Raw genomic sequence first — 21835 nt, 5'->3', positions numbered from 1 at the left:
ATCAAACATGCAGACGCAAAAAAGCCGGGAATTTCCCGGCTGCCGCATCATACACCCGTTTTCTGAAAGGATCACCCCGCCCGGCATTTTAGCCGCCCGACGGAGCGATTCTCAGACTACATGCGGGTTACTTGGACTTTTCCAGGTAGCGGAAGAAATCGCTACTTGGGTCCAGCACCATGACGTCGGTTTTGTTCGCAAAGCTTTCACGGTAGGCGCGCAGGCTACGGTAGAACGCGTAGAACTCCTGGTCCTGGCCATAGGCCTTGGCGTAGATCGAAGCGGCTTGAGCATCACCATCACCACGGGCCTCTTCAGACTCGCGATAGGCTTCAGCCAACAGTACGCGACGCTGACGGTCGGCATCCGCGCGGATCCCTTCTGCCAGTTCGTTACCCTTGGCGCGGTGCTCACGAGCCTCGCGCTCACGCTCGGTGCTCATACGCTCGAACACGCTGCGGTTCACTTCCTTCGGAAGGTCGATGGCCTTGACCCGAACATCGATCACCTCGATGCCCAGTTCTTTTTCCGCCATCGCATTCAACGAACGCGTGATGTCCGCCATCAGCGCGTCACGCTCACCGGATACCACCTCGTGCAGGGTGCGCTTACCAAACTGGTCACGCAGGCCCGATTCCAGACGGCGCGACAAACGCTCGTCGGCAATCTGCTTGAGGCCGGAGGTCGCGGTGTAGAAGCGCTCGGCATCCTTGACGCGCCACTTGGCGTAGGCGTCAACCATCACAGCTTTCTTTTCCAGGGTCAGGAAGCGTTGTGTCGGTGCATCCAGGGTCATCAGGCGGCCGTCGAACTTGCGCACCTGGTTGACGTAGGGGACTTTCACATGCAGGCCCGGCTGGACATCCGCCTGGACCACGCGACCGAATTGCAGCAACACCGCGCGCTCGGTCTGAGACACGATATAGAAGCAGTTCCAGGCAGCGATGACCACGACGACGCCCACAATCAGGGCGGTCAGCGATTTATTGCTCATCAACGACTCTCCCTGGTACGTGTTTGCTGTTGCAGCAGGTCAGCGGCCGCACGGGCGCTCGCTTCGTTGGCAGCAGCATTGGAACCGGTAGCCGGTGCGCTGGTGCTGCTACGACCACCTTCGATCATCTTGTCCAGCGGCAGGTACAGCAGATTGTTCTGCCCGCCCTTGCTGCCGGTCACGAGAACCTTGCTGGTGTTGCTGAAGACTTCCTGCATGGTGTCCAGGTACAGACGCTCACGGGTGACTTCCGGTGCCTTGCGGTACTCGGCCACCAGCTTGGTGAAACGATCTGCCTCACCCTTGGCGCGGGAGACCACTTCGTCGCGGTAACCGTTGGCATCCTCAAGGATGCGCTGGGCCTGGCCACGGGCTTCCGGCACCACGCCGTTGGCGTAGGTTTCAGCCTGGTTGCGCGAACGCTGCTCGTCTTCACGGGCACGGATCACGTCATCGAAGGCTTCCTGCACTTCACGCGGTGCCGCTGCGCTCTGTACGTTGACCTGGGTCACGGTGATACCGGTGCGGTACGTGTCGAGGAACCGTTGCAGGCGCTCCTTGATTTCGCTGGCCATCAATTCACGGCCTTCAGTCAGCACCTGGTCCATTGCGGTGGAACCCACCACGTGGCGCAGGGCGCTTTCGGTCGCATGTTGCAGGCTGATCTCCGGCTGGTCGACGTTCAGCACGAAGTCCTGCAGGTTGCTGATCTTGTACTGCACGGTCAGCGGCACTTCGACGATGTTCTCGTCTTCGGTCAGCATCTGGCCCTGCTTGGTGTAGGCACGCTCACGCGTGACGTTTTCCATGTACTTCTTGTCGATCGGCGGGAAGTAGATGTTCAGGCCAGGGCCGACAGTCTCGTAGTACTTGCCGAAGCGCAGCACCACGGCTTGCTCCTGCTCGTCCACCACATAGACGGCGCTGTACAGCCAGACGGCCGCCAGCACGACGAGGCCGATGCCGAGCAGGCCGTAACCACCGCCCTTGCTCGTACGACCGCCTTCGTCACCACCACGTTTTTTTCCACCACCGAACAACCCATTCAGGCTTTCCTGCAGCTTTCGGAAGGCCTCGTCGAGATCTGGTGGCCCCTTGCGGTCGCCATTATTGCGGCGTTTACCACCCCAAGGATCCTGATTATTCGAGTTGCCACCCGGCTCATTCCAAGCCATAGCGCTCTCCATCTGATAAAGCAAAGACGCACCCACGGCGCGCCGACCAATGCTACAGAATGCCTGTCACAGCGGCACAACCGCTTTCTCAGGCTTTTATTGCAAAGTGTGTTGTTCGATGAACTCTGTCGGCACAACGCCTTCACGGCTGACCAGCCGATTCAGCTCCGAGCGCGGCAATCGAACGGCCAGCAAGCTGACACCTTCTTCGTCGTGTTCTTCTTTCTGTACCGCGCCCAGCTCGAAAAACTGTGCACGCAGTCGAGCAAAACGCTGCGGCAAGCGCAAGGTGCCGACGAACAAATCGCTGCCCAACAGCTCGGCAATGGCTTGTTCAAGCAATTCCAGGCCACTGCCATCACGCGCCGACAGCCAGACCCGCTGGGGCTTGCCGTTTTCGTCGCGCTGGATTTGTGGCTCAACGCCTTCAAGCAAATCGAGTTTGTTATAGACCTCGAGGATCGGCAAGTCCTGGGCACCAATCTCGCCCAGCACCACCATGACCTGTTCAATCTGCAACATGCGATCCGGTTCGGCCGCATCGATCACGTGCAACAGCAGGTCGGAATTGCTCGACTCTTCGAGCGTAGACCGAAATGCCTCGACCAGCTTGTGGGGCAAGTGACGAATGAAACCCACGGTATCGGCCAGGACAATCGGCCCCAGGTCGTCTAGTTCCAGACGGCGCAAGGTCGGGTCGAGGGTCGCGAACAGTTGGTCGGCCGCGTACACGTCCGATTTCGTCACGTTGTTGAAGAGTGTGGATTTGCCGGCGTTGGTATAGCCCACCAGGGAAACGGTCGGGATATCCGCACGCATACGGCCACGTCGCGATTGTTCGCGCTGGCTGCGCACCTTCTCCAGGCGGCCCTTGATCTGTCGCAGGCGCACCCGCAGCAGACGCCGGTCGGTTTCCAGCTGGGTTTCACCCGGGCCGCGCATGCCGATGCCGCCACCCTGGCGCTCAAGGTGAGTCCAGCCACGCACCAGCCGGGTGCTCATGTGGTCAAGCTGGGCCAGTTCTACCTGGAGCTTGCCTTCATGGGTACGGGCGCGTTGAGCGAAAATATCGAGAATCAGACCCGTGCGGTCGATCACGCGACACTCGAAAACTCGTTCGAGGTTACGTTCCTGACTGGGCGTGAGGATGTGATTGAAAATCACCAGATCGGCCTTTTCGGCGTGGACCAGGTCGCGCAGTTCCTCGACCTTGCCGCTGCCGATCAGGAATTTGGCGGTTGGCCGATGACGCGGCACGTTAAAAAACGCGACGGTCTCGGCGCCGGCCGAATTTGCCAACTCCTGAAACTCCTGCGGATCTTCGCGCGCCTCAGGGTCCTGTCCATCCAAGTGAACGAGGATTACTCGCTCACCACCACCGTGGCGCTCAAAGAACAAAGGAGACTCCTATCAGGCGTTACCTGGTGCAGGCTCGGCGTCACCCTGTTCTTCGGTTGCGCTAGGCAGACGAATTGGACGAACCGGCACTACGGTCGAGATAGCGTGCTTGTAAACCATTTGGCTTACGGTGTTTTTCAGCAGGATCACGAACTGGTCGAACGACTCGATCGTACCTTGCAGCTTGATACCGTTGACCAGATAGATGGAAACCCCAACTTTCTCTTTACGTAAAGTATTCAAGTAAGGGTCTTGTAGCGAATGCCCTTTTGACATGTGCCGCACTCCTTTAAGGATCAATAATAAAAATCGGAAAATAGATAGCTCATGGCCGTCACACCCCCAAGGATAGACGGCAATTGCAAGGACTCAGCTCAATATGGAGACCGTTCCCAAGTATTTCAAGGCGCGTGACAGATTGTCGCTGCCCAGGCTGTCCAGCCAGTGCAAATCGCTCCAACTGCGCAACCAGGTGAACTGACGCTTCGCCAATTGGCGCGTGGCAATGATGCCGCGCTCCTGCATTTCGGCTGACGTCAGCTTGCCATCCAGATGATCCCAGACTTGGCGGTAGCCTACAGCACGTATCGAAGGCAGCCCTGGATGCAGGTCACCTCTTGAACGCAGTGCTACGACCTCCTCCACAAACCCCTGTTCCAACATAATTGTGAATCTTTGTGCAATTCGTTCATGCAGCACCTGGCGATCCGTCGGAGCGATGGCCAGATTCGCCACAGTATAGGGCAATTGTGAGTGTCCCGAGGCGCCTGCTTCAGCACTTTGCGCAGTTTGTTTCAGCCTGTGTTCAGTCATGGTCTGGCCACTGACCCGCCAGACTTCCAACGCTCGCGTCAGGCGCTGGGGGTCATTGGGATGAATTCGCGCGGCGGAAACCGGATCCACAATGGCCAACTGATCGTGCAAGGCCTGCCAGCCAAGGCGCGCAGCCTCTTCTTCAAGTTCGGCGCGCACCTGTGGATCAGCTGGCGGCATATCAGCCAGACCTTCCTGCAAGGCCTTGTAGTAGAGCATCGTGCCGCCGACCAGCAGCGGAATCTTGCCCCGCGCGGTGATATCGGCCATGGCGGCCAGCGCATCGATGCGAAAATCCGCCGCCGAATAGCTCTCGCTGGGATCAATAATGTCGATCAACCGGTGCGGATACTGGGCCAGCAGCTCTTTTGAAGGTTTGGCAGTGCCGATGTCCATGTCCCGGTAAACCAGTGCAGAGTCGACACTGATCAACTCGCACGGCAAGACCTTGGTCAGCTCGATGGCCAGGTCGGTCTTGCCGGCGGCCGTCGGGCCCATCAGGAAGATGGCGGGGGGCAAGGCACTCATCAACGGCCGCGCAAGAACAGTTTGTCCAGGTCGTCCAGGCCCATCTGGGTCCAGGTCGGGCGGCCATGGTTGCACTGGCCGCTGCGCTCGGTGTTTTCCATGTCCCGCAGCAGGCCGTTCATTTCCGGCAAGGCCAGCCGGCGGTTGGCACGGATGGCGCCGTGACAGGCCATGGTGCCGAGCAGTTCATTGATGTGGGCCTGGATCCGGTCACTGGTGCCGTATTCCATCAGGTCTGCCAGTACGTCGGCCACCAGCCGGTTGGCCTCTGCCTGCTTGAGCAAAGCCGGAATCTGGCGGATAGCGAGGGTTTCCGGCCCCAGGCGTTGCAGCTCAAAGCCCAGCTTCTGGAACACGCTGACGTGCTCTTCGGCGCAATCCGCTTCCCGCTGGCTGACCGCCAGGGATTCCGGCACCAGCAGCGGCTGGCCGCTCAGGCCTTCGCTGGCCATGGCGATCTTCAGGCGCTCGTACATGATCCGCTCGTGGGCGGCGTGCATGTCCACCAGCACCAGGCCATGGGCGTTTTCCGCAAGAATATAAATACCCTTGAGCTGTGCCAGCGCGTAACCCAACGGCGGCACGTCGCCCTGGCCTTCCGGCAACGCGGCAGCACCTGGCTCGGCGCCGGGCAGCGGCGCGAAAAACTCGCGATAGGCCGCCTGGGCCTCGGCCACCGGCACCGCCGATTGCGGACGCGGGGTGTACTGGTATTGATAACCGGCGCCGGCGCCTGAACCAGGTGCGGTAAAGCTCGGCTGGGCTTGCGGCGATTGCAGCAGGTTGGCCGCCAGGCTCATTTCGCCCTGGGGCCCGAACTCGCCGGCTTCCGGCCCTGAAGGACGGACAACAGCCGTGACAATCGGCGCCGCCAGGTGATCATCTGGCCGCACATCGCCCAAGGCGCGGTGCAGGGTGCCGTAAAGAAAGTCGTGGACCATGCGACCGTCACGGAAGCGCACTTCGTGCTTGGTCGGGTGCACGTTGACGTCGACCACCGACGGGTCGACCTCGAAAAACAGCACAAACGTCGGATGCCGCCCGTTGAACAGCACGTCGCGATACGCCTGGCGCACCGCGTGGGCCACCAGCTTGTCGCGCACCGCCCGGCCATTCACGAAGAAATACTGCATGTCCGCCTGGCTACGGGAGAAAGTCGGCAAACCCACCCAACCCCACAGCCGCAGGCCATTGCGCTCGATCTCGATCGGCAGCGCCTGCTCCAGGAACCCCGCGCCGCAGATGGCCGAGACACGCCGCGCACGGGCCGCATCATCATGGGCCTCGTGCAGGCTGAGGATGGTCTTGCCGTTGTGGCGCAGGTGGAAAGCCACATCAAACCGAGCCAGGGCCAGGCGCTTGATGACTTCCTGCAGGTGATCGAATTCGGTTTTTTCGGCCTTGAGGAATTTACGCCGGGCCGGGGTATTGAAGAACAGGTCGCGTACTTCCACCGAGGTGCCCACCGGATGTGCCGCCGGCTGGACCCGGGGCGCCATGTCGCGGCCTTCGGTTTCAACCTGCCAGGCCTGGTCGGCGTCGCGGGTGCGGGAAGTCAGGGTCAGGCGAGCCACGGAGCTGATGGAGGCCAGGGCCTCACCACGAAACCCGAGGCTCATCACCCGCTCCAGGTCTTCCAGGTCACGAATCTTGCTGGTGGCGTGACGGGCCAGGGCCAGCGGCAGGTCATCGGAGGAAATCCCGCTGCCGTCGTCGCGCACTCGCAGCAGCTTGACGCCGCCTTGCTCAACATCGACATCAATGCGCCTGGCGCCGGAGTCGATACTGTTTTCCAGCAACTCCTTGATCACCGACGCTGGCCGCTCGACCACCTCACCCGCCGCGATCTGGTTGGCGAGACGCGGGCTTAGCAGCTCGATGCGCGAGGTATTGCTCAAGACTGTTTCGCTCATTATTGCGCCGCCAGTTCAGTGCCCGGGATGGTCAACACCTGGCCGACCTTCAATTCATCGGTCTTGAGGTTGTTGGCACTGCGCAAGGTTGCCGCTGACACCTGGAAGCGCACCGCCAGCATCGCCAGGGTGTCGCCCGGCTGCACGCGATGGTCACGCGGGCCCTGGGCGATTTTCCCGGAGTCACGCAGCCAGGCTATATAAGTGCCCGGCGGCGGGTTCTGCTGGAAGAACTGGCGAACACCGGCGCTGATGGAGCGCGCCAACGCCTGCTGGTGGCTGGCCGAGGCCAGTTTCGAGGCTTCGTTGGAGTTGGAGATAAACCCGGTTTCCACCAGGATCGACGGAATATCCGGCGACTTGAGCACCATGAACCCGGCCTGTTCCACGCGCTGTTTGTGCAGCGAGGTGACGCGACCAATGTTGCTCAGGACTTTCTGCCCCACGTTCAGGCTGGAGGTCAGCGAGGCAGTCATCGACAGATCGAGCAATACGCCAGCGAGCATCTTGTCCTTGTCGTCGAGGGATACGTTGCCAGCCCCGCCGATCAAGTCGGAACGGTTTTCACTGTCCGCCAGCCAGCGGGCGGTCTCGGACGTAGCGCCGCGATCAGACAGGGCAAACACCGAGGCACCAAACGCCGCGGCCGAAGGTGCGGCGTCGGCGTGGATCGAGACGAACAGGTCGGCGCCCTTCTTGCGGGCGATTTCGGTACGGCCACGCAGCGGAATAAAGTAGTCGCCGGTACGGGTCAGCTCGGCGCGGTAGCCTTTCATGCCATTGATCTGGCGCTGCAGTTCGCGAGCGATGGCCAGTACCACGTCTTTTTCATGCTGGCCGCGCGAACCGGAGGCTCCCGGGTCTTCGCCGCCGTGACCGGCATCGATGACCACGATAATGTCACGTTTGCCCGCCGGAGCCGGTGGCAGCGGCGGCAATTTGACCTGGGGTTGCGACTGGTTGACCGGCACCGCAGGTATCGTCGCGACGCTTGGAGTTGGCGCAGGCGGCGGCGCGGCATCGGCGGCGTTGTCGAACAGGTCGACCACCAGCCGGTTGCCATACTGCGCGTTGGGCGCCAGCACGAAGCTTTTCGGGGTCACGGCCTTTTTCAGGTCGATGACCACCCGCAGGTCGGTCGGCGTACGCTGGGCCGAGCGCATCGCGGTAATCGGGGTATTGGCCATGGCGACTTTCAACGGCGCGGCCAGGGTCGCACCGTTGATATCAATCACCAGGCGATCAGGCGCCGTGAGGGTGAAGACGCTGTGCTGAACCGGGCCAGACAGGTCGAATACCAGTCGCGTGTTATCCGGTGCCCGCCACAGGCGAACACTTTTCACCTGTGAGGCCGCCAGTGCATTGAAAGTCATTGCCGCAAGCAACACCCCTACGACAGTAACCAACGCGCGAAAGCGCATACCTAACCCCATCAATTATTTGAATTCCAATGCCAAGGCGGCGCACCACGACTCGCCGCGCGCGCTCTGGGACAACAACTTCAGCTGACGTCCTTGCTTATGCGGGGTAATGGTAATGGTCAGGTCCGGCTTTGGCAAAAAGCCTGTGCCTTTATCTGGCCACTCGATCAGGCACAAGGCGTCCTCATCGAAGTAATCACGAATGCCCATGTATTCCAGTTCTTCCGGGTCCACCAGGCGATACAGGTCGAAGTGGAACGCTCGTACGTCACCGATTTCGTAGGGTTCTACCAAGGTGAACGTAGGGCTTTTCACAGCACCCGCGTGCCCCAACCCGCGAATGATGCCCCGGGACAAGGTGGTTTTTCCGGCGCCGAGATCGCCTTCCAGAAAGATCAGCCCTGAGCCTTGAGTGACCCGGGCAATACGGTTGCCCAAGGCGACCATGGCGTCTTCATCAGGCAGGAAAAGAACTACTTCAGACACGGCGATTGCTCCTCCAGCAACTGACGAATGGCAGGAATCAGGTCACTGGCGGCCAGCCCGCGACCGTAGGTACCCTGGCGATCTCCGGCAGTGGCATGCAGCCAGACCGCCAGGCAGGCGGCATCAAATGCCGGCATGCCTTGCGCCAGCAAAGCACCGACCAGGCCGGCCAACACATCGCCAAGGCCAGCGGTTGCCATTGCAGGATGGCCCTGATCGCAGCGGGCAACCCGACCGTCCGGGCTGGCGATCAAGCTGCCGGCGCCCTTGAGGATGGCCACCGCATTGAATTTCTGACTCAAGGCGCGCGCCACGTTAAGGCGGTCGGCCTGAACCTCGGCTGTCGAAATACCCATCAAGCGGGCCGCTTCGCCAGGATGCGGAGTGATCACGCAATTGGCCGGCAAGCTGACGCTGCCCGCCGCCAGCAGGTTCAAGGCATCGGCGTCCCAGACTTGCGGCTGCCTGGCATTGGCCGCTACCGACAGCAGGCTTTTGCCCCAGGAGACCTCGCCCAGGCCCGGGCCGATGACGATCACGGAAATCTTTTCCAGCAGGCCCATCAATTGATTGGCCGAGTGCACGCCCACCGTCATCACTTCCGGCAACCGCGCCAGCGCCGCACCGACGTGTTCGCTACGGGTCGCCAGGGAAACCATGCCGGCACCACTGCGCAGGGCACTTTCAGCACTGAGCAAGGCGGCGCCGCCAAAACCTCGGTCGCCGCCGATCAGCAATACATGGCCGAACTGGCCTTTATGGGCGTCCGGGGAACGCGCAGCGAGTTGCGGCAATTGGCCGGGCAACAGGTGCTGAACGTCGGGTATTTCGTGTTTTGTCTGCGGCATGCGTCTTCAAGCTCCGATGTCTGGCAGAATTATACGCATCTAACCTGCGGTTTCTCTTGTTCATGCCTGCTATTACCTACGACCTGCCCGCCCTCGCCCAATCGATCAAAGACTGGGGCCGCGAGCTGGGCTTTCAACAAGTGGGCATCAGCGGCCTCGACCTCGCCGAGCATGAACAGCACCTGCAACGCTGGCTCGACGCCGGCTACCACGGCGAAATGGACTACATGGGCGCCCACGGCAGCAAGCGCTCACACCCGGAGGAGCTGGTACCCGGCACCTTGCGCGTGGTCTCACTGCGCATGGACTACTTGCCGGGCGACACCCAAATGGCCCAACTGCTGGCCAAACCCGAAAAAGCCTACATCTCCCGCTACGCCCTGGGCCGCGACTACCACAAGCTGATCCGCAAGCGCGTGCAGCAACTGGCCGACCGCATCCAGGCGCAAATCGGCCCGTTCGGCTTCCGCGCCTTTGTCGACAGCGCCCCCGTGCTGGAAAAAGCCATCGCCGAGCAGGCCGGGCTCGGCTGGATCGGCAAGAACACCTTGGTACTCAATCGCAAGGCGGGCAGTTACTTCTTCCTGAGCGAGCTGTTTGTCGACCTGCCGTTGCCGGTCGACCCACCCCACGCCACCGAACATTGTGGCCGCTGCACCGCCTGCCTGGATATCTGCCCTACCAACGCCTTCGTCGGGCCCTACGTGCTGGACGCCCGGCGCTGCATTTCCTACCTGACCATCGAGCTGAAAAGCGCGATCCCCGAAGAACTGCGCCCACTGATCGGCAATCGGGTATTCGGCTGCGATGACTGTCAGATCGTTTGCCCGTGGAATCGTTTCGCGCGGCCTACCGACGAAGGCGATTTCAAGCCACGGCACAACCTGGATAACGCAGAGCTCGCCGAGTTGTTTATGTGGGACGAGGACAAATTCCTCAGCAGCACCGAAGGTTCTCCCCTGCGCCGCGCCGGCTATGAGCGCTGGCTGCGCAACCTGGCGGTGGGCCTGGGCAATGCGCCATCAAGCATTCCGGTGCTGGAAGCGCTGAAGGCGCGTCGGGAATACCCCTCGGAACTGGTGCGCGAACATGTGGAATGGGCGCTGAACCAGCACGCCGAACGTCAGTGCACGTCGTCGTTGTAGACGAACTTGGGCATTTCCCAGTGAAAACGGATCGCCAGCAGGCGCAATAGAAAGCCGCTGAACAGCGTCAGCAGGATCGATTGCTCACTTGGCAGCTCAAGGTAGATGCACAGCATGTAGAACCAGGCGGCCAGGAACGACACGCTGGCGTACAGCTCGCGGCGGAAGATCAACGGAATGTCGTTGCAGAAGATATCCCGCAGGATGCCGCCGAATACCCCGGTGATCACACCGCTGACTGACGCCACCAGCATGCCGTGGCCCATTTCCAGGGCGGTCATGCTGCCGATCAGGGTGAAGGCCACCAGGCCCACGGCGTCCAACGCGAGGAACAGCGAGCGCAGGTGGCGCATCAATGGAGCGATGAAGATGGTCACCAGGGCCGCGACGGAGGTCAGCACCAGGTACTCCGGGTGTTTGACCCAGGTCAGCGGGTAGTGGCCGAGCAACACGTCACGCACCGAACCGCCGCCCAGCGCCGTCACGCAGGCGATCAGCACCACACCGAACCAGTCCATCCCGCGCCGCCCGGCGGACAAGGCGCCCGTCATGGCTTCGGCGGTGATGGCGATGAGGTAGAGCATCAGCAGCATGGTGGCGATCCTTGCAAAGAGGCGCGCAGTCTAATCATTTGGTGATGGCACCAAAAGGGGGCGAGCGCTGAAGAGCTTAAAGCTCTTGCTGATGTGGCGAGAGAGCTTGCTCCCGTTGGACTGCGCAGCAGTCCCATTTTTCAGGGCCGCTTCGCAGCCCAGCGGGAGCAAGCTCCCTCGCCACAAAAACGCCTCACCACGACTCAAGTCAGAACTTGATGAAATGCTTGCGGTAATGCTGCAGCTCGGCAATCGACTCGCGAATATCGTCCAGCGCCAGGTGGGTGCTGCCCTTGTGGAAGCTGTCTTTGACTTCCGGCGCCCAGCGCGCGGCCAGCTCCTTCAAGGTCGACACGTCCAGGTTGCGGTAGTGGAAGTAGCTTTCCAGCGCCTTCATGTGGGTATAGAGAAAGCGGCGGTCCTGGCAAATGCTGTTGCCGCAGATTGGCGACTTGCCCTTGGGTACCCACTTTTCCAGGAAGGCGATGGTTTCGGCTTCAGCCTCAGCCATGCTCACGCGGCTGTCGCGCACACGCTGGGTCAGGCCCGAGTTGCCGTGGGTGCGGGTGTTCCACTCGTCCATGGTGGCCAGCACCGCGTCGCTGTGGTGAATGGCGATCACCGGACCTTCGGCCAAGGTGTTGAGGTTGCTGTCGGTGACAATGGTCGCCATCTCGATGATGACGTCGGTGTCAGGGTTCAGACCGGTCATTTCCAGATCGATCCAAATCAGGTTCTGTGGGTTTTGCATGTCGTGGTTCCTTGGCACCTTGGCGTAGCTGCGCAGTTTAGCAGGCAGGGCGTGCTAGACTCGCGACCGTTTCACCTAACCTTTGCATTATCGACACGGAACACCAATGGCCAAACGCCAGCTCAACCGTCGCCAAAACTGGCGCATCGAAAAGATTCAGGGCGAACGCGCTGCCCGCGCCGCCAAACGTGAATCCTCCGCCGTGGAAGCGCTTGAGGGCGGCGACCTGGGCCCCGAGCAAACGGGCCTGGTGATCGCGCACTTCGGTGTGCAGGTCGAAGTCGAGGCCACCGAAGGCGATCACGCCGGCCAGGTGTTCCGTTGCCACCTGCGCGCCAACCTGCCTGCGCTGGTGACCGGCGACAAGGTGGTATGGCGTGCCGGCAACCAGGGCATCGGCGTGATCGTCGCCCAGTTGCCGCGCACCACCGAACTGCGTCGCCCCGACAGCCGTGGCCAGCTCAAGCCGGTAGCGGCCAACGTCGACATGATCGTCATTGTCTTCGCGCCACTGCCTGAGCCCCATGCCAACCTGATCGACCGCTACCTGGTAGCCGCCGAACACGCCGGCATTCGCCCGCTGTTGCTGCTGAACAAATTCGACCTGATCGACGAACAGAACGCCCCGGCGCTCAACGCGTTGCTGGCGGTGTACCGCACCCTCGGCTACCCGGTGCTGGAAGTCTCGGCGCATCACGGCAATGGCATGGAACAGTTACAGACTGAACTGGACGGGCGCATCAGCGTGTTCGTCGGCCAGTCGGGCGTGGGCAAGTCGTCCCTGGTCAACAGCCTGTTGCCGGAAGTCGAAACCCGTGTTGGCCCGCTGTCGGAGCTGTCCGGCCAGGGCACCCACACCACCACCACCGCGCGATTGTTCCACTTTCCGGGCGGCGGCGAGCTGATCGACTCCCCCGGCATCCGTGAATTCGGCCTGGGCCATGTGAGCCGTGCCGATGTTGAAGCGGGCTTTATCGAGTTCAACGACTTGATCGGCACCTGCCGCTTCCGTGACTGCAAACATGACCGCGAGCCGGGTTGCGCCCTGCTCAAGGCACTGGAAGACGGCCGCGTGCAGCAGCAGCGAATGAACAGCTATCGCTCGATCATCGCCAGCTTGCCCGAGACCAGCTATTAACATGTAGGAGCGAGCTTGCTCGCGAAAAGCTTGAGGGCGCCGCGTGCATTCAGAGAGCACGCGTCATCGTTAACGTCCATCGCGAGCAAGCTCGCTCCTACAGGATGTAGCAGATACAAAAAGGCCGCGATCATCGCGGCCTTTTTGTATCTGCTTACGAGCCAGTGGCTGGCTGAGTCGGATCCTTCACACCGCCATCGTCAAACAGGTTCAGCTTCTGCCGCAGCTCATGGGCCGGCAACGGCTCCTGCTCCGGCGGCAGTGCGTTCGGGTCTGCCGGCACTTCGCCCGGCGCGCCTTCACCCTGGGTCGGTACCGGTGGCGTCGCAGGCGGGTCACCTTCAATTGCACGCTGGGCCTTTTTGGTCAGCACGACGATATCGATGCGTCGGTTGATCGGATTGAACGGATCCTTGGGATCAAACAGCTGCGAGGAAGCAAACCCCACCACCCGTGCCACTTGCGGGTCCGGATAGCTGCCGGCCACCAGTGCACGACGCGCGGCATTGGCCCGGTTGGCCGAGAGCTCCCAGTTGCCGAAGTCGCCCTGGCCTGCATACGGCTTGGCGTCGGTGTGGCCGCTGATGCTGATCTTGTTCGGCACCGCCTTGATGGTGTCGGCCATGGCCAGCAGGATGTCTTCAAAGTACGGCTTCAAGCGTGCACTGCCGGAATCGAACATCGGCCGGTTGGCGGCGTCCGTGATCTGGATGCGCAAGCCATCCGGGGTGATCTCGAAGGAAATCTGGTCCTTGAACTTCAGCAGTTGCGGGTTTTCCTCAACCTTGGTTTGCAGTTCCTGCAGCAGCAATTCCAGGCGTTCCTGCTCGACCTGTTCGGCCATGCTCTCGACGGTGTCGCGCTCGATCGGGATCTTTTCCTGGGGTGAGTCGGTCTTGATTTCCGGGTTGATGGTGCGCTCTGGCGCCAGTTGCGGCGAACCACCGAGGTCGATCACAAAAGGCGTGCCGCTCTCGGAGAAACCGATGGGGTCCTTGAAGTACCCGGCGATGGCGATCTTCTGTTCCGGCGTAGCGGTGGACATCAGCCACAGCACCAGGAAGAACGCCATCATCGCCGTCGCAAAGTCGGCGAAGGCGATTTTCCAGGCGCCGCCATGGTGTCCCGCAGCGAAGCGCTTGACGCGCTTGATGATGATCGGCTGGTTGTTTTCCATGGCTTAGCGACCGCGAACCGCTTGTTCCAGCTCAGCGAAGCTTGGACGGTGCTTCGGATACAGAACCTTGCGCCCGAACTCCACTGCCAGCGATGGCGGCATGCCGGAAGCCGAAGCCACCAGGCAGGCCTTGATGGCTTCGTACAGATTCACTTCTTCCTTGGCATCGTGGGCCAGGGACGTGGCCAGCGGGCCGAAGAAACCGTAGGCCGCGAGAATACCGAAGAAGGTACCTACCAGTGCCGCACCTACGTGCATGCCGATGGCTTTCTGGTCGCCTTCACCCAGGGAGGCCATGGTCACCACGATCCCGAGCACCGCGGCAACAATACCGAAACCGGGCATGCCGTCGGCGATGCCGGTCACGGCGTGGGATGGGTGCTCCAGCTCTTCCTTGAGGCTGAACAGTTCCATGTCGAACAGGCCTTCCAGCTCATGGGGCGCCATGTTGCCGGACGACATGATGCGCAGGTAATCACAGATGTAGGCGGTCATGCGCTCGTCTTTGAGCACGGCCGGGTACTTGGCGAAAATCGGGCTCGCCGCGGCGTCCTCGATGTCGCCTTCGATGGCCATCATGCCTTCGCGGCGGCTCTTGTTGAGGATCTCGTAGATCAGCCCCAGCACTTCCAGGTAGAAGGTGTGGGAGAAGCGCGAGCTGAACATGCCCAGCGACTTCTTGATCACGTGCATCGTCATGTAGCCGGGGTTGGCCTGCAGGAATGCGCCGAACGCCGCACCGCCGATAATCAGCACTTCGAAAGGCTGGATCAGCGCCGCAATCTTGCCGTGGGAAAGGACGTATCCGCCGAGCACGCTCGCGATGACGACGATGATGCCGATAATTTTAGCCATAGGGGATGAGTACTTGCGCCGTCGGGTTCAGGGTCATATTCGCAAGAGTTGAAAACTCTTGTTCTACTTATCGGCAAATCTGCGCCAGACTATAGCCCGTTATGGCGAAAAACCAGTTCGGCCCGTCCCGGGCGTGTTGACCGCAAGTGATGATCGCGCCCCAATCATGGCAAATGAAACGACAGTCCCAACTCAAAAACCCGCCACCCTCGCCGCTTGGGTAAAGCGCCTGGACGATGTGCTGTTGCCTGTTCCACAGGCGAGCCACGACCGGGTTTGCAAGGCCATCGGCGACAACCGCAGTTCGTTGCGGGATATTGCAGAGCTGATGCAGAACAGCCCGGCGCTGGTGCTGAGCGTGATGCGCGAGGCCAACAACCAGGCCCACGGCAGCCTCGCGGAGCCGGCAGAAAATCTCGAAGTGGCGATCAATCGCCTCGGCCTCAAGCGCACCGAGGAGCTGCTGCGGCGCCTGCCTTCCGTGCCTCTGAATGAAATCCCCGTGGCCCTGCGCCAGCTGCAGATGATCAGCCAGCACGCTTCGCAACAAGCCAGCGGCCTGTTCGCCAGCCGCCTGGCGCGGTTGTGGCAAGACATTCACTGGGGCAGCCTGCTGTTCCTTTCGCCGCTGTGGCCGATGGCGATTGCCTATCCCAAGCTGCTGGAAGAATGGGAGCTGCGGGTGATTCACAAGGGCGAATCGGCACGCACAGTCGAACAGGAGCTGTTCGGCGTACGCCTGCTGGACCTGTGCCTCGGGTTGACCAACACCTGGCGCCTGCCGATCTGGGTATCCCAGGGTTATACGTTACTGCTGACGGAACAACGCTTGCTGGTCAAGGCGCTGAGCATTGCCCGTGAAGACGAGCCGTTGCGCCAACAGCAGTTGCTGGATGCCGACCCGAACCTGCGCCGCTGGCTGAACCAGCCGGCCAACACTGTGCTGTTGGCCAACGGCCTGGCGCTGGCGGCGCAGGAGTCCTGGACCTGCCCGCACACCCAGCGCTGGCAATACCTCACTGCGCTTTACCTGCAGCAACCGTTGGCCGAAGTGCAGCAACAGTCCCACCAACACGCGGCAATCAGCGCCCGCAGCACCCTGATGCGCGACCTGTGGCACCCGGCGCTGTCGTTGATCTGGCCATGGGATGTGCAGCGCGTTCACCACGGCTTGCTGCCGGCACCGCCACCCACCGCCGAGTCCCTGGCGATCTGGCGCAAGCGCTGCACCGAATTGCTCGTAGAGCCGAGCCGCTTTGCCAACGCCATGCACCTGACCACCTGCGCCAAGGAAGCCCTCGTGGCCTGCGGCATGCAACGGGTGATGCTGCTGATGGCGGACAAAACCTTGAGCACGCTACGTGTGCATCAAGTCGACGGCCTGCCGAAGGACGCCGACCACATGAGCCTCGACGTGGCGCAAAGCACCCTGCTGCAACGCCTGCTGGCCAAGTCCGCCCAGGTGCGCCTCAACCCCGACAACCACGCCCAGTTCTCGGCACTGCTGCCGCCGGAACTGCGCCGCCTGTTCAAGGGCGAACACCTGCTGCTGCGCTCCCTGAGTTGCAATGGCCGGGTGGTGATGCTGATGGTGGCCGACCAGGGCGGCGGGCCGTTCTCGGAAACCACCGTGCAGGCCTTCGGCAAAACCGCCCAATGCATCGAAAAGGCCCTGCACAGCTTTACCAACCGCAGTGCCTGACGCTTGCGCTACAATCGCCCTCCCTTAGCGCCCAATTTTTATGCCCAGGAGACCTCACATGCCTGACTTCTCTGGCTTGCCGCTGGTCATCGAGGCCAGTGACCTGCTCGGTCGCCTCGATGCCGAACACCTGATCCTGGTGGACCTCACCAGCGCTGCGCGTTACGCCGAAGGGCATATCCCCGGCGCACGTTTCGTTGATCCAAAACGCACCCAACTGGGCCAGCCACCGGCGCCGGGCCTGCTGCCGGGCAAGGCTGATCTGGAAAAGCTGTTCGGCGAACTGGGCCACACCCCGGATGCCACCTACGTGGTGTATGACGACGAAGGCGGTGGCTGGGCCGGGCGATTCATCTGGATGCTCGACGTCATCGGCCACAAGAAGTACCACTACCTCGACGGCGGCCTGCTGGCGTGGCTGGAAGAAAAACACCCAGTGTCCACCGAGGTACCGGCCAGCGCCGGCGGCCCGGTCAGCCTGACGTTGCATGAAGAACCCACCGCCACCCGCGAATACCTGCAAAGCCGTCTCGGCGCTGCCGACCTCGGCATCTGGGACGCCCGTGGCCCGCTGGAATACTCCGGCGAGAAAGTCCTCGCGGCCAAGGGTGGACACATCCCGGGCGCAGTGAACTTCGAATGGACCGCCGGCATGGACAAGGCACGCCAACTGCGCATCCGCCGCGACATGCCGCAGATCCTCGAAGACCTCGGGCTGACCCGCGACAAAGAAATCATCACCCACTGCCAGACTCACCATCGTTCTGGCTTCACCTACCTGGTGGCCAAGGCGCTCGGTTATCCGCGAGTCAAAGGTTATGCCGGTTCCTGGGGCGAATGGGGCAACCACCCCGACACCCCCGTTGAGATTTAAGGTTTAAGGACAGTTAATGAAAAAGCAGTTGTTCATCCTCAGCCAGTACTTGCTGCCCCACCACCTGCTGTCGCGTCTGGCCGGTTGCATTGCCGAATGCCGCGTGCGCTGGTTCAAGAATGCGTTCACCAGCTGGTTTGCCAAGCGTTATCAAGTGGACATGTCCCAGGCCCTGGTTGAAGACGTGACCGCTTACGAGCACTTCAACGCCTTCTTCACCCGCGCACTGAAAGACGGTGCACGCCCGCTGGATCAGACCCCAGGCGCGGTATTGAGCCCGGCCGATGGCGCGGTCAGCCAGTTGGGCCCGATTGAACATGGCCGGGTGTTCCAGGCCAAGGGCCACAGCTTCAGCGTGCTGGAATTGCTGGGCGGCGATGCGGCGGTGGCTGCGCCGTTCATGGGCGGCGATTTCGCCACTGTTTACCTGTCGCCGAAGGACTACCACCGGGTGCATATGCCATTGGCCGGCACCCTGCGGGAAATGGTTTATATCCCTGGCCGAATCTTCTCGGTGAACCAGACCACGGCCGAAAATGTGCCGGAACTGTTTGCGCGTAACGAGCGTGTTGCCTGCATCTTCGACACCGAACGCGGCCCGATGGCCGTGGTGCTGGTTGGCGCGATGATCGTGGCGTCGATTGAAACGGTTTGGGCAGGCTTGGTAACGCCGCCAAAACGCGAGCTGAAAACCTTCCGTTATGACGAAGCTGCCCGTGGGCCGATCCACCTGGAAAAAGGTGCGGAACTGGGGCGCTTCAAGCTGGGTTCGACGGCAATCGTGCTGTTTGGGCCGGACCAGGTGCAATGGTCGGAAGCACTGCAGGCGGGGACGCCGGTGCAGATGGGCCAGGGCATGGGTTTGCCGAAAGCCTGACCTAGCGATCACTCCCACGCTCCGCGTGGGAATGCATCCCGGGACGCTCCGCGTCCCAACCTCAAAATCGGACGCGGAGCGTCCAGGGCGGCGTTCCCACGCAGAGCGTGGGAACGATCTTCAGAGCTGACCGTCGCGGTCGCGAAAGCCCAACAGGTACAACACGCCATCCAGCCCTAAAGTCGAAATCGCCTGCTTGGCCGATTGCTTGACCAGCGGCTTGGCCCGGAACGCCACACCCAACCCGGCAATCGCCAGCATCGGCAAGTCATTTGCCCCGTCGCCGACCGCAATGGTCTGCTCCAGACGCAACCCTTCCTTGTGTGCCAATTCCCGCAACAGGTCAGCCTTACGCTGTGCGTCGACAATCGGCTCCACGGCCACGCCCGTCACCTTGCCGTCTACCACTTCCAGCTCGTTGGCGAACACATAGTCGATACCCAGCTTGGCCTGCAATTGCTTGGCGAAGTAGGTGAAACCGCCCGACAGGATCGCGGTCTTGTAGCCCAGGCGCTTGAGTTCGGCGAACAGGGTTTCGGCGCCTTCGGTCAGGCGCAGCGAGGCGCCGATGGAGTCCAGTACGCTCACATCCAGGCCCTTGAGCAGCGCCAGGCGCTCCTTGAAGCTGGCACGGAAATCCAGCTCACCGGCCATGGCACGCTCGGTGATTTCCGAGACTTGCTCACCTACACCGGCAGCCTTGGCCAATTCGTCGATGACTTCGGCTTCGATCAGCGTCGAGTCCATGTCGAACACCGCCAGGCGGCGATTGCGGCGGAACAGCGAGTCTTCCTGGAAGGCGATATCGACATTCAGCTCCTGGGCAACGCTCAGGAATTCGGCACGCAGGGCCTGGGGATCTGCCGGCTCACCGCGTACGGAGAACTCAATGCAGCCCTTGCCCTTGTCCGCCGGCGTGTCCAACGGCATACGACCCGACAGACGGTCAATATGGTCGATATTCAAACCGTACTGAGCCGTGATCGAACTGACACGCTGCAGTTGCTCGGCCGTCACCTTGCGAGTCAACAGCGTCACGATGTGGCGTTTTTTGCCCTGGCCGGCCACCCAGCTCTGGTAATCCTCTTCGGACACCGGGGTGAAACGCACCTGCTGATCGAGCTTATACGCCGTAAACAGGATGTCCTTGAGCACGGACGAGGCTTGCTCGGTGCTGGGAATTTCCACCAGGATGCCGAACGACAGCGTGTCGTGAATCACTGCCTGGCCGATGTCGAGAATGTTCACACCACCCTGGGCCAGAACACCGGTAATGGCTGCGGTGAGACCCGGACGGTCCTCACCTGTGATGTTAATCAGGACAATTTCGCGCAAAGCGCACCCCCGAGCTGGAAAAAAACCGCATTCTACCCACTTTCAGTGACCATCGGGCACAGCCAGCGCTTTGCCGGTCTTGGGCCTGTCGCTATACTGCGCGTCAACTTCACGGACTAAAGAGCCGAGCTTAAGTGAACCGGCCCACGCCAGTAAAAACCGATAACTTCTTCCTGCTGATCTTCCGGGCACTGCGCCACCGCCGTGTACCGATCGCATTACGCATCGCCAGCCATAACGTGATCCTGGTCGCCCTGGCCCTGGTCATCTACGCCTGCGTGATGGGTTTGCAGTTCAAGCAGGCCATGCACGAGCAAGCCGACGCTTTGGGCGAGAGCCTGACCACCCAGACCGCCACCTCGGCGACTGAGTTGTTGGTGTCCAACGACATCCTCAGCCTCAACGTGCTGCTCAACAACCTGACCAAGAACCCGCTGGTGGCCCACGCCGCTATCTATAGCGTGGACAACCGGATCATGGCCGAAGCCGGGCAACGCCCGAAAAACGGCCTGCTGGGTGAAGCCGAAGGCCTGTACCAGAGCAATATCACGTTTCAGGACGTGAAGGCCGGCCAACTGCGCATCAGCCTGGACATGCAACAGTTCCAGCAGCCGATGACCATCAGCCTGCAGAGCATGGGCATCCTGAGTGCGATCCTGCTGGCACTGTCCCTGGCCTTGAGCCTGCGCCTGGGCCGGCATATCTCCACGCCACTGATGCAACTGCGCATCTGGCTGCGGGATATCGATGAACACACCCCGGCCACCGACCGCCAGGACGAAATCGGCGACCTCGCCCGCCAACTGCACACCAGCTTCGCGCCGGAGCCCGTAGTGCCCGAGGTTGAACCCGAGCCCGAGTTCGACGACACCGACTACGAAGACGACGAGCCCGAGTTTGAAGTGCGCAACCTGCGGGACCCGAGCTTCGACGAGTCTGCGCCGGTAGCGGCCCAAAAGCCGGCGACCCGTCATGTGATCAAGGCAGAAGAAGACGAACTGGACGAAGAAGACCCGTTCGCCGATCTTCGCGATACTTCAGTGCCAACCGCTCCTGCTGTGCAGCCTGCTCCGGTGCGCAGCACCCAGCCCCAGCACAGCGCCGTATTGGCCGTGCAACTGGGCGCACAGGATCAACTGCGTCGCTTGCCGCGGGCACGCCTGACCGAGCTGCTGGAACGTTATCGTGACTGCCTCGACCAGGCGGCCTCGCTGTATCAGAGCGAACTGCACACCCTGAACGACGGCAGCACCTTGATGCTGTTCCACAGCGAAGACAGCGGCGAAGACTACCTGACCAACGCCATCTGCTGCGGTGAACTGCTGCGGGCCCTGGGCCATGCGCTGCAAATCGAAGTGGCCGACAGCGGCATCACCCTGCAACTGCAATTGGGCCTGACGGTGGGCGACGATCTGTATGGCATGAGCCAGATCGACCTGCTGCTGACCGAGATTGCCCAGGATGCGCTGGCCTTGTCGCAACACAGCCGCAACCTGCTGCTGGTGGAACGCAAGATCAGTGACGACGTACTGATTCGCCAGCGTGCGCGGATCCGCCCGATTGCCAGCCCTGAAGGTGCGTGCTGTGTGGAGCGGTTGATGGAGCCTTACCCGTCGATGCTTGAGCGCCAGCTGGCGCGGATGCATGAGACGCGGGCGAAGAACTAAAGAACAACGCAAATCAATGTGGGAGCGGGCTTGCTCGCGAAAGCGGCCTGTCAGTCAGCCTATGTATCGACTGATCCGCCGCATTCGCGAGCAAGCCCGCTCCCACATTAGATCTGCGTACCGCTCAAATCCCGCACAAACAAAA

Annotated in this window: 20 protein-coding genes and 1 pseudogene; 6 read left to right on the top strand and 15 right to left on the bottom strand. The window is 61.5% G+C overall.

Annotated elements, in window-relative coordinates; translation table 11 throughout:
- Positions 1-127: 127 nt before the first annotated feature.
- The 9 genes from hflC to HX807_RS02150 form a co-directional block, all read right to left on the bottom strand.
- Positions 128-994 carry a protease modulator HflC gene (gene hflC / locus HX807_RS02190; protein ID WP_003217510.1) on the bottom strand — a complete coding sequence of 289 codons (867 nt, stop codon included), beginning with the start codon at positions 992-994 and terminating at the stop codon, positions 128-130.
- Positions 994-2169, bottom strand: a complete 1176-nt coding sequence (hflK, locus tag HX807_RS02185; RefSeq protein WP_087692480.1) for an FtsH protease activity modulator HflK — start codon at positions 2167-2169, stop codon at positions 994-996. Before hflK ends, hflC begins: the two co-directional genes overlap by 1 nt.
- 96 nt (positions 2170-2265) lie before the next feature.
- The gene (hflX, locus tag HX807_RS02180) at positions 2266-3567 is read right to left on the bottom strand and encodes a ribosome rescue GTPase HflX (protein WP_003217514.1); all 1302 of its coding nucleotides are present in this window, start codon (positions 3565-3567) and stop codon (positions 2266-2268) included.
- 12 nt (positions 3568-3579) lie between these two features.
- Positions 3580-3843: an RNA chaperone Hfq gene (gene hfq / locus HX807_RS02175; RefSeq protein ID WP_003217515.1), complete on the bottom strand. Its 264-nt coding sequence runs from the start codon at positions 3841-3843 to the stop codon at positions 3580-3582.
- A gap of 93 nt (positions 3844-3936) precedes the next feature.
- Positions 3937-4908, bottom strand: a complete 972-nt coding sequence (miaA, locus tag HX807_RS02170; RefSeq protein WP_177049116.1) for a tRNA (adenosine(37)-N6)-dimethylallyltransferase MiaA — start codon at positions 4906-4908, stop codon at positions 3937-3939.
- The gene (mutL, locus tag HX807_RS02165) at positions 4908-6806 is read right to left on the bottom strand and encodes a DNA mismatch repair endonuclease MutL (protein WP_003217520.1); all 1899 of its coding nucleotides are present in this window, start codon (positions 6804-6806) and stop codon (positions 4908-4910) included. The genes miaA and mutL overlap by 1 nt, the downstream gene beginning before the upstream one ends.
- A gap of 14 nt (positions 6807-6820) precedes the next feature.
- Positions 6821-8254 carry an N-acetylmuramoyl-L-alanine amidase gene (locus HX807_RS02160; protein ID WP_202948682.1) on the bottom strand — a complete coding sequence of 478 codons (1434 nt, stop codon included), beginning with the start codon at positions 8252-8254 and terminating at the stop codon, positions 6821-6823.
- 3 nt (positions 8255-8257) lie between these two features.
- Positions 8258-8728: a tRNA (adenosine(37)-N6)-threonylcarbamoyltransferase complex ATPase subunit type 1 TsaE gene (gene tsaE / locus HX807_RS02155; protein ID WP_003217524.1), complete on the bottom strand. Its 471-nt coding sequence runs from the start codon at positions 8726-8728 to the stop codon at positions 8258-8260.
- The gene (locus HX807_RS02150) at positions 8716-9576 is read right to left on the bottom strand and encodes an NAD(P)H-hydrate dehydratase (RefSeq protein ID WP_003217526.1); all 861 of its coding nucleotides are present in this window, start codon (positions 9574-9576) and stop codon (positions 8716-8718) included. The genes tsaE and HX807_RS02150 overlap by 13 nt, the downstream gene beginning before the upstream one ends.
- 62 nt (positions 9577-9638) lie before the next feature.
- Here HX807_RS02150 and queG point away from each other — a divergent pair, with 62 nt between their 5' ends.
- Positions 9639-10721 (top strand): tRNA epoxyqueuosine(34) reductase QueG, encoded by a 1083-nt coding sequence (queG, locus tag HX807_RS02145; RefSeq protein WP_003217527.1) that lies wholly within the window; start codon positions 9639-9641, stop codon positions 10719-10721.
- On the opposite strand, the gene HX807_RS02140 is transcribed toward queG, so the two are convergent.
- Positions 10700-11314, bottom strand: a complete 615-nt coding sequence (locus HX807_RS02140) for a trimeric intracellular cation channel family protein (protein ID WP_003217528.1) — start codon at positions 11312-11314, stop codon at positions 10700-10702. The genes queG and HX807_RS02140 overlap by 22 nt on opposite strands.
- 208 nt (positions 11315-11522) lie before the next feature.
- On the bottom strand, positions 11523-12065 hold the full coding sequence (orn, locus tag HX807_RS02135) for an oligoribonuclease (protein WP_003217529.1): 543 nt from the start codon (positions 12063-12065) through the stop codon (positions 11523-11525).
- Between the two features lie 106 nt (positions 12066-12171).
- On the opposite strand from orn, the gene rsgA reads away from it, so the two are divergent.
- Positions 12172-13203, top strand: a complete 1032-nt coding sequence (gene rsgA, locus HX807_RS02130; RefSeq protein WP_003217530.1) for a small ribosomal subunit biogenesis GTPase RsgA — start codon at positions 12172-12174, stop codon at positions 13201-13203.
- 2 nt (positions 13204-13205) lie between these two features.
- Here rsgA and HX807_RS31895 read toward each other — a convergent pair.
- The 3 genes and pseudogenes from HX807_RS31895 to motA all read right to left on the bottom strand — a co-directional run.
- Positions 13206-13337: pseudogene (locus tag HX807_RS31895) on the bottom strand (outer membrane lipoprotein carrier protein LolA); the annotation flags it as partial.
- A 20-nt stretch (positions 13338-13357) separates the two neighbouring features.
- Entirely contained in the window at positions 13358-14380 is a 1023-nt protein-coding gene (gene motB, locus HX807_RS02125) for a flagellar motor protein MotB (RefSeq protein WP_003217531.1), read from the bottom strand.
- 3 nt (positions 14381-14383) lie between these two features.
- The gene (gene motA, locus HX807_RS02120) at positions 14384-15235 is read right to left on the bottom strand and encodes a flagellar motor stator protein MotA (protein WP_003217532.1); all 852 of its coding nucleotides are present in this window, start codon (positions 15233-15235) and stop codon (positions 14384-14386) included.
- Between the two features lie 166 nt (positions 15236-15401).
- Here motA and HX807_RS02115 point away from each other — a divergent pair, with 166 nt between their 5' ends.
- The 3 genes from HX807_RS02115 to asd are packed head-to-tail and all read left to right on the top strand — an operon-like array spanning position 15402 to position 18688.
- Entirely contained in the window at positions 15402-16937 is a 1536-nt protein-coding gene (locus HX807_RS02115) for an HDOD domain-containing protein (protein WP_008439108.1), read from the top strand.
- Between the two features lie 58 nt (positions 16938-16995).
- Entirely contained in the window at positions 16996-17811 is an 816-nt protein-coding gene (locus HX807_RS02110; protein WP_102367974.1) for a rhodanese-like domain-containing protein, read from the top strand.
- A 16-nt stretch (positions 17812-17827) separates the two neighbouring features.
- Positions 17828-18688, top strand: a complete 861-nt coding sequence (gene asd, locus HX807_RS02105; protein ID WP_003217535.1) for an archaetidylserine decarboxylase — start codon at positions 17828-17830, stop codon at positions 18686-18688.
- A gap of 120 nt (positions 18689-18808) precedes the next feature.
- Here asd and serB read toward each other — a convergent pair whose 3' ends face one another.
- Positions 18809-20023 carry a phosphoserine phosphatase SerB gene (gene serB / locus HX807_RS02100; RefSeq protein ID WP_003217536.1) on the bottom strand — a complete coding sequence of 405 codons (1215 nt, stop codon included), beginning with the start codon at positions 20021-20023 and terminating at the stop codon, positions 18809-18811.
- A gap of 134 nt (positions 20024-20157) precedes the next feature.
- Here serB and HX807_RS02095 point away from each other — a divergent pair, with 134 nt between their 5' ends.
- Positions 20158-21690, top strand: a complete 1533-nt coding sequence (locus HX807_RS02095; RefSeq protein ID WP_008439111.1) for an AhpA/YtjB family protein — start codon at positions 20158-20160, stop codon at positions 21688-21690.
- The last annotated feature ends 145 nt before the right edge of the window (positions 21691-21835 follow it).

The sequence above is a fragment of the Pseudomonas sp. D8002 genome (assembly GCF_013385695.1).
In the GTDB taxonomy this organism is placed as follows: domain Bacteria; phylum Pseudomonadota; class Gammaproteobacteria; order Pseudomonadales; family Pseudomonadaceae; genus Aquipseudomonas.
This window is presented reverse-complemented; position numbering and strand designations above follow the sequence as displayed.

Excerpts from the sequence above, each read along its gene's own strand:
- hflC (WP_003217510.1), bottom strand. The coding sequence starts at position 994 with ATGAGCAATAAATCGCTGACCGCCCTGATTGTGGGCGTCGTCGTGGTC.
- hflK (WP_087692480.1), bottom strand. The coding sequence starts at position 2,169 with ATGGCTTGGAATGAGCCGGGTGGCAACTCGAATAATCAGGATCCTTGG.
- hfq (WP_003217515.1), bottom strand. The coding sequence starts at position 3,843 with ATGTCAAAAGGGCATTCGCTACAAGACCCTTACTTGAATACTTTACGT.
- miaA (WP_177049116.1), bottom strand. The coding sequence starts at position 4,908 with ATGAGTGCCTTGCCCCCCGCCATCTTCCTGATGGGCCCGACGGCCGCC.
- HX807_RS02160 (WP_202948682.1), bottom strand. The coding sequence starts at position 8,254 with ATGGGGTTAGGTATGCGCTTTCGCGCGTTGGTTACTGTCGTAGGGGTG.
- HX807_RS02150 (WP_003217526.1), bottom strand. The coding sequence starts at position 9,576 with ATGCCGCAGACAAAACACGAAATACCCGACGTTCAGCACCTGTTGCCC.
- queG (WP_003217527.1), top strand. The coding sequence starts at position 9,639 with ATGCCTGCTATTACCTACGACCTGCCCGCCCTCGCCCAATCGATCAAA.
- HX807_RS02140 (WP_003217528.1), bottom strand. The coding sequence starts at position 11,314 with ATGCTGCTGATGCTCTACCTCATCGCCATCACCGCCGAAGCCATGACG.
- orn (WP_003217529.1), bottom strand. The coding sequence starts at position 12,065 with ATGCAAAACCCACAGAACCTGATTTGGATCGATCTGGAAATGACCGGT.
- rsgA (WP_003217530.1), top strand. The coding sequence starts at position 12,172 with ATGGCCAAACGCCAGCTCAACCGTCGCCAAAACTGGCGCATCGAAAAG.
- motB (WP_003217531.1), bottom strand. The coding sequence starts at position 14,380 with ATGGAAAACAACCAGCCGATCATCATCAAGCGCGTCAAGCGCTTCGCT.
- motA (WP_003217532.1), bottom strand. The coding sequence starts at position 15,235 with ATGGCTAAAATTATCGGCATCATCGTCGTCATCGCGAGCGTGCTCGGC.
- HX807_RS02115 (WP_008439108.1), top strand. The coding sequence starts at position 15,402 with ATGGCAAATGAAACGACAGTCCCAACTCAAAAACCCGCCACCCTCGCC.
- HX807_RS02110 (WP_102367974.1), top strand. The coding sequence starts at position 16,996 with ATGCCTGACTTCTCTGGCTTGCCGCTGGTCATCGAGGCCAGTGACCTG.
- asd (WP_003217535.1), top strand. The coding sequence starts at position 17,828 with ATGAAAAAGCAGTTGTTCATCCTCAGCCAGTACTTGCTGCCCCACCAC.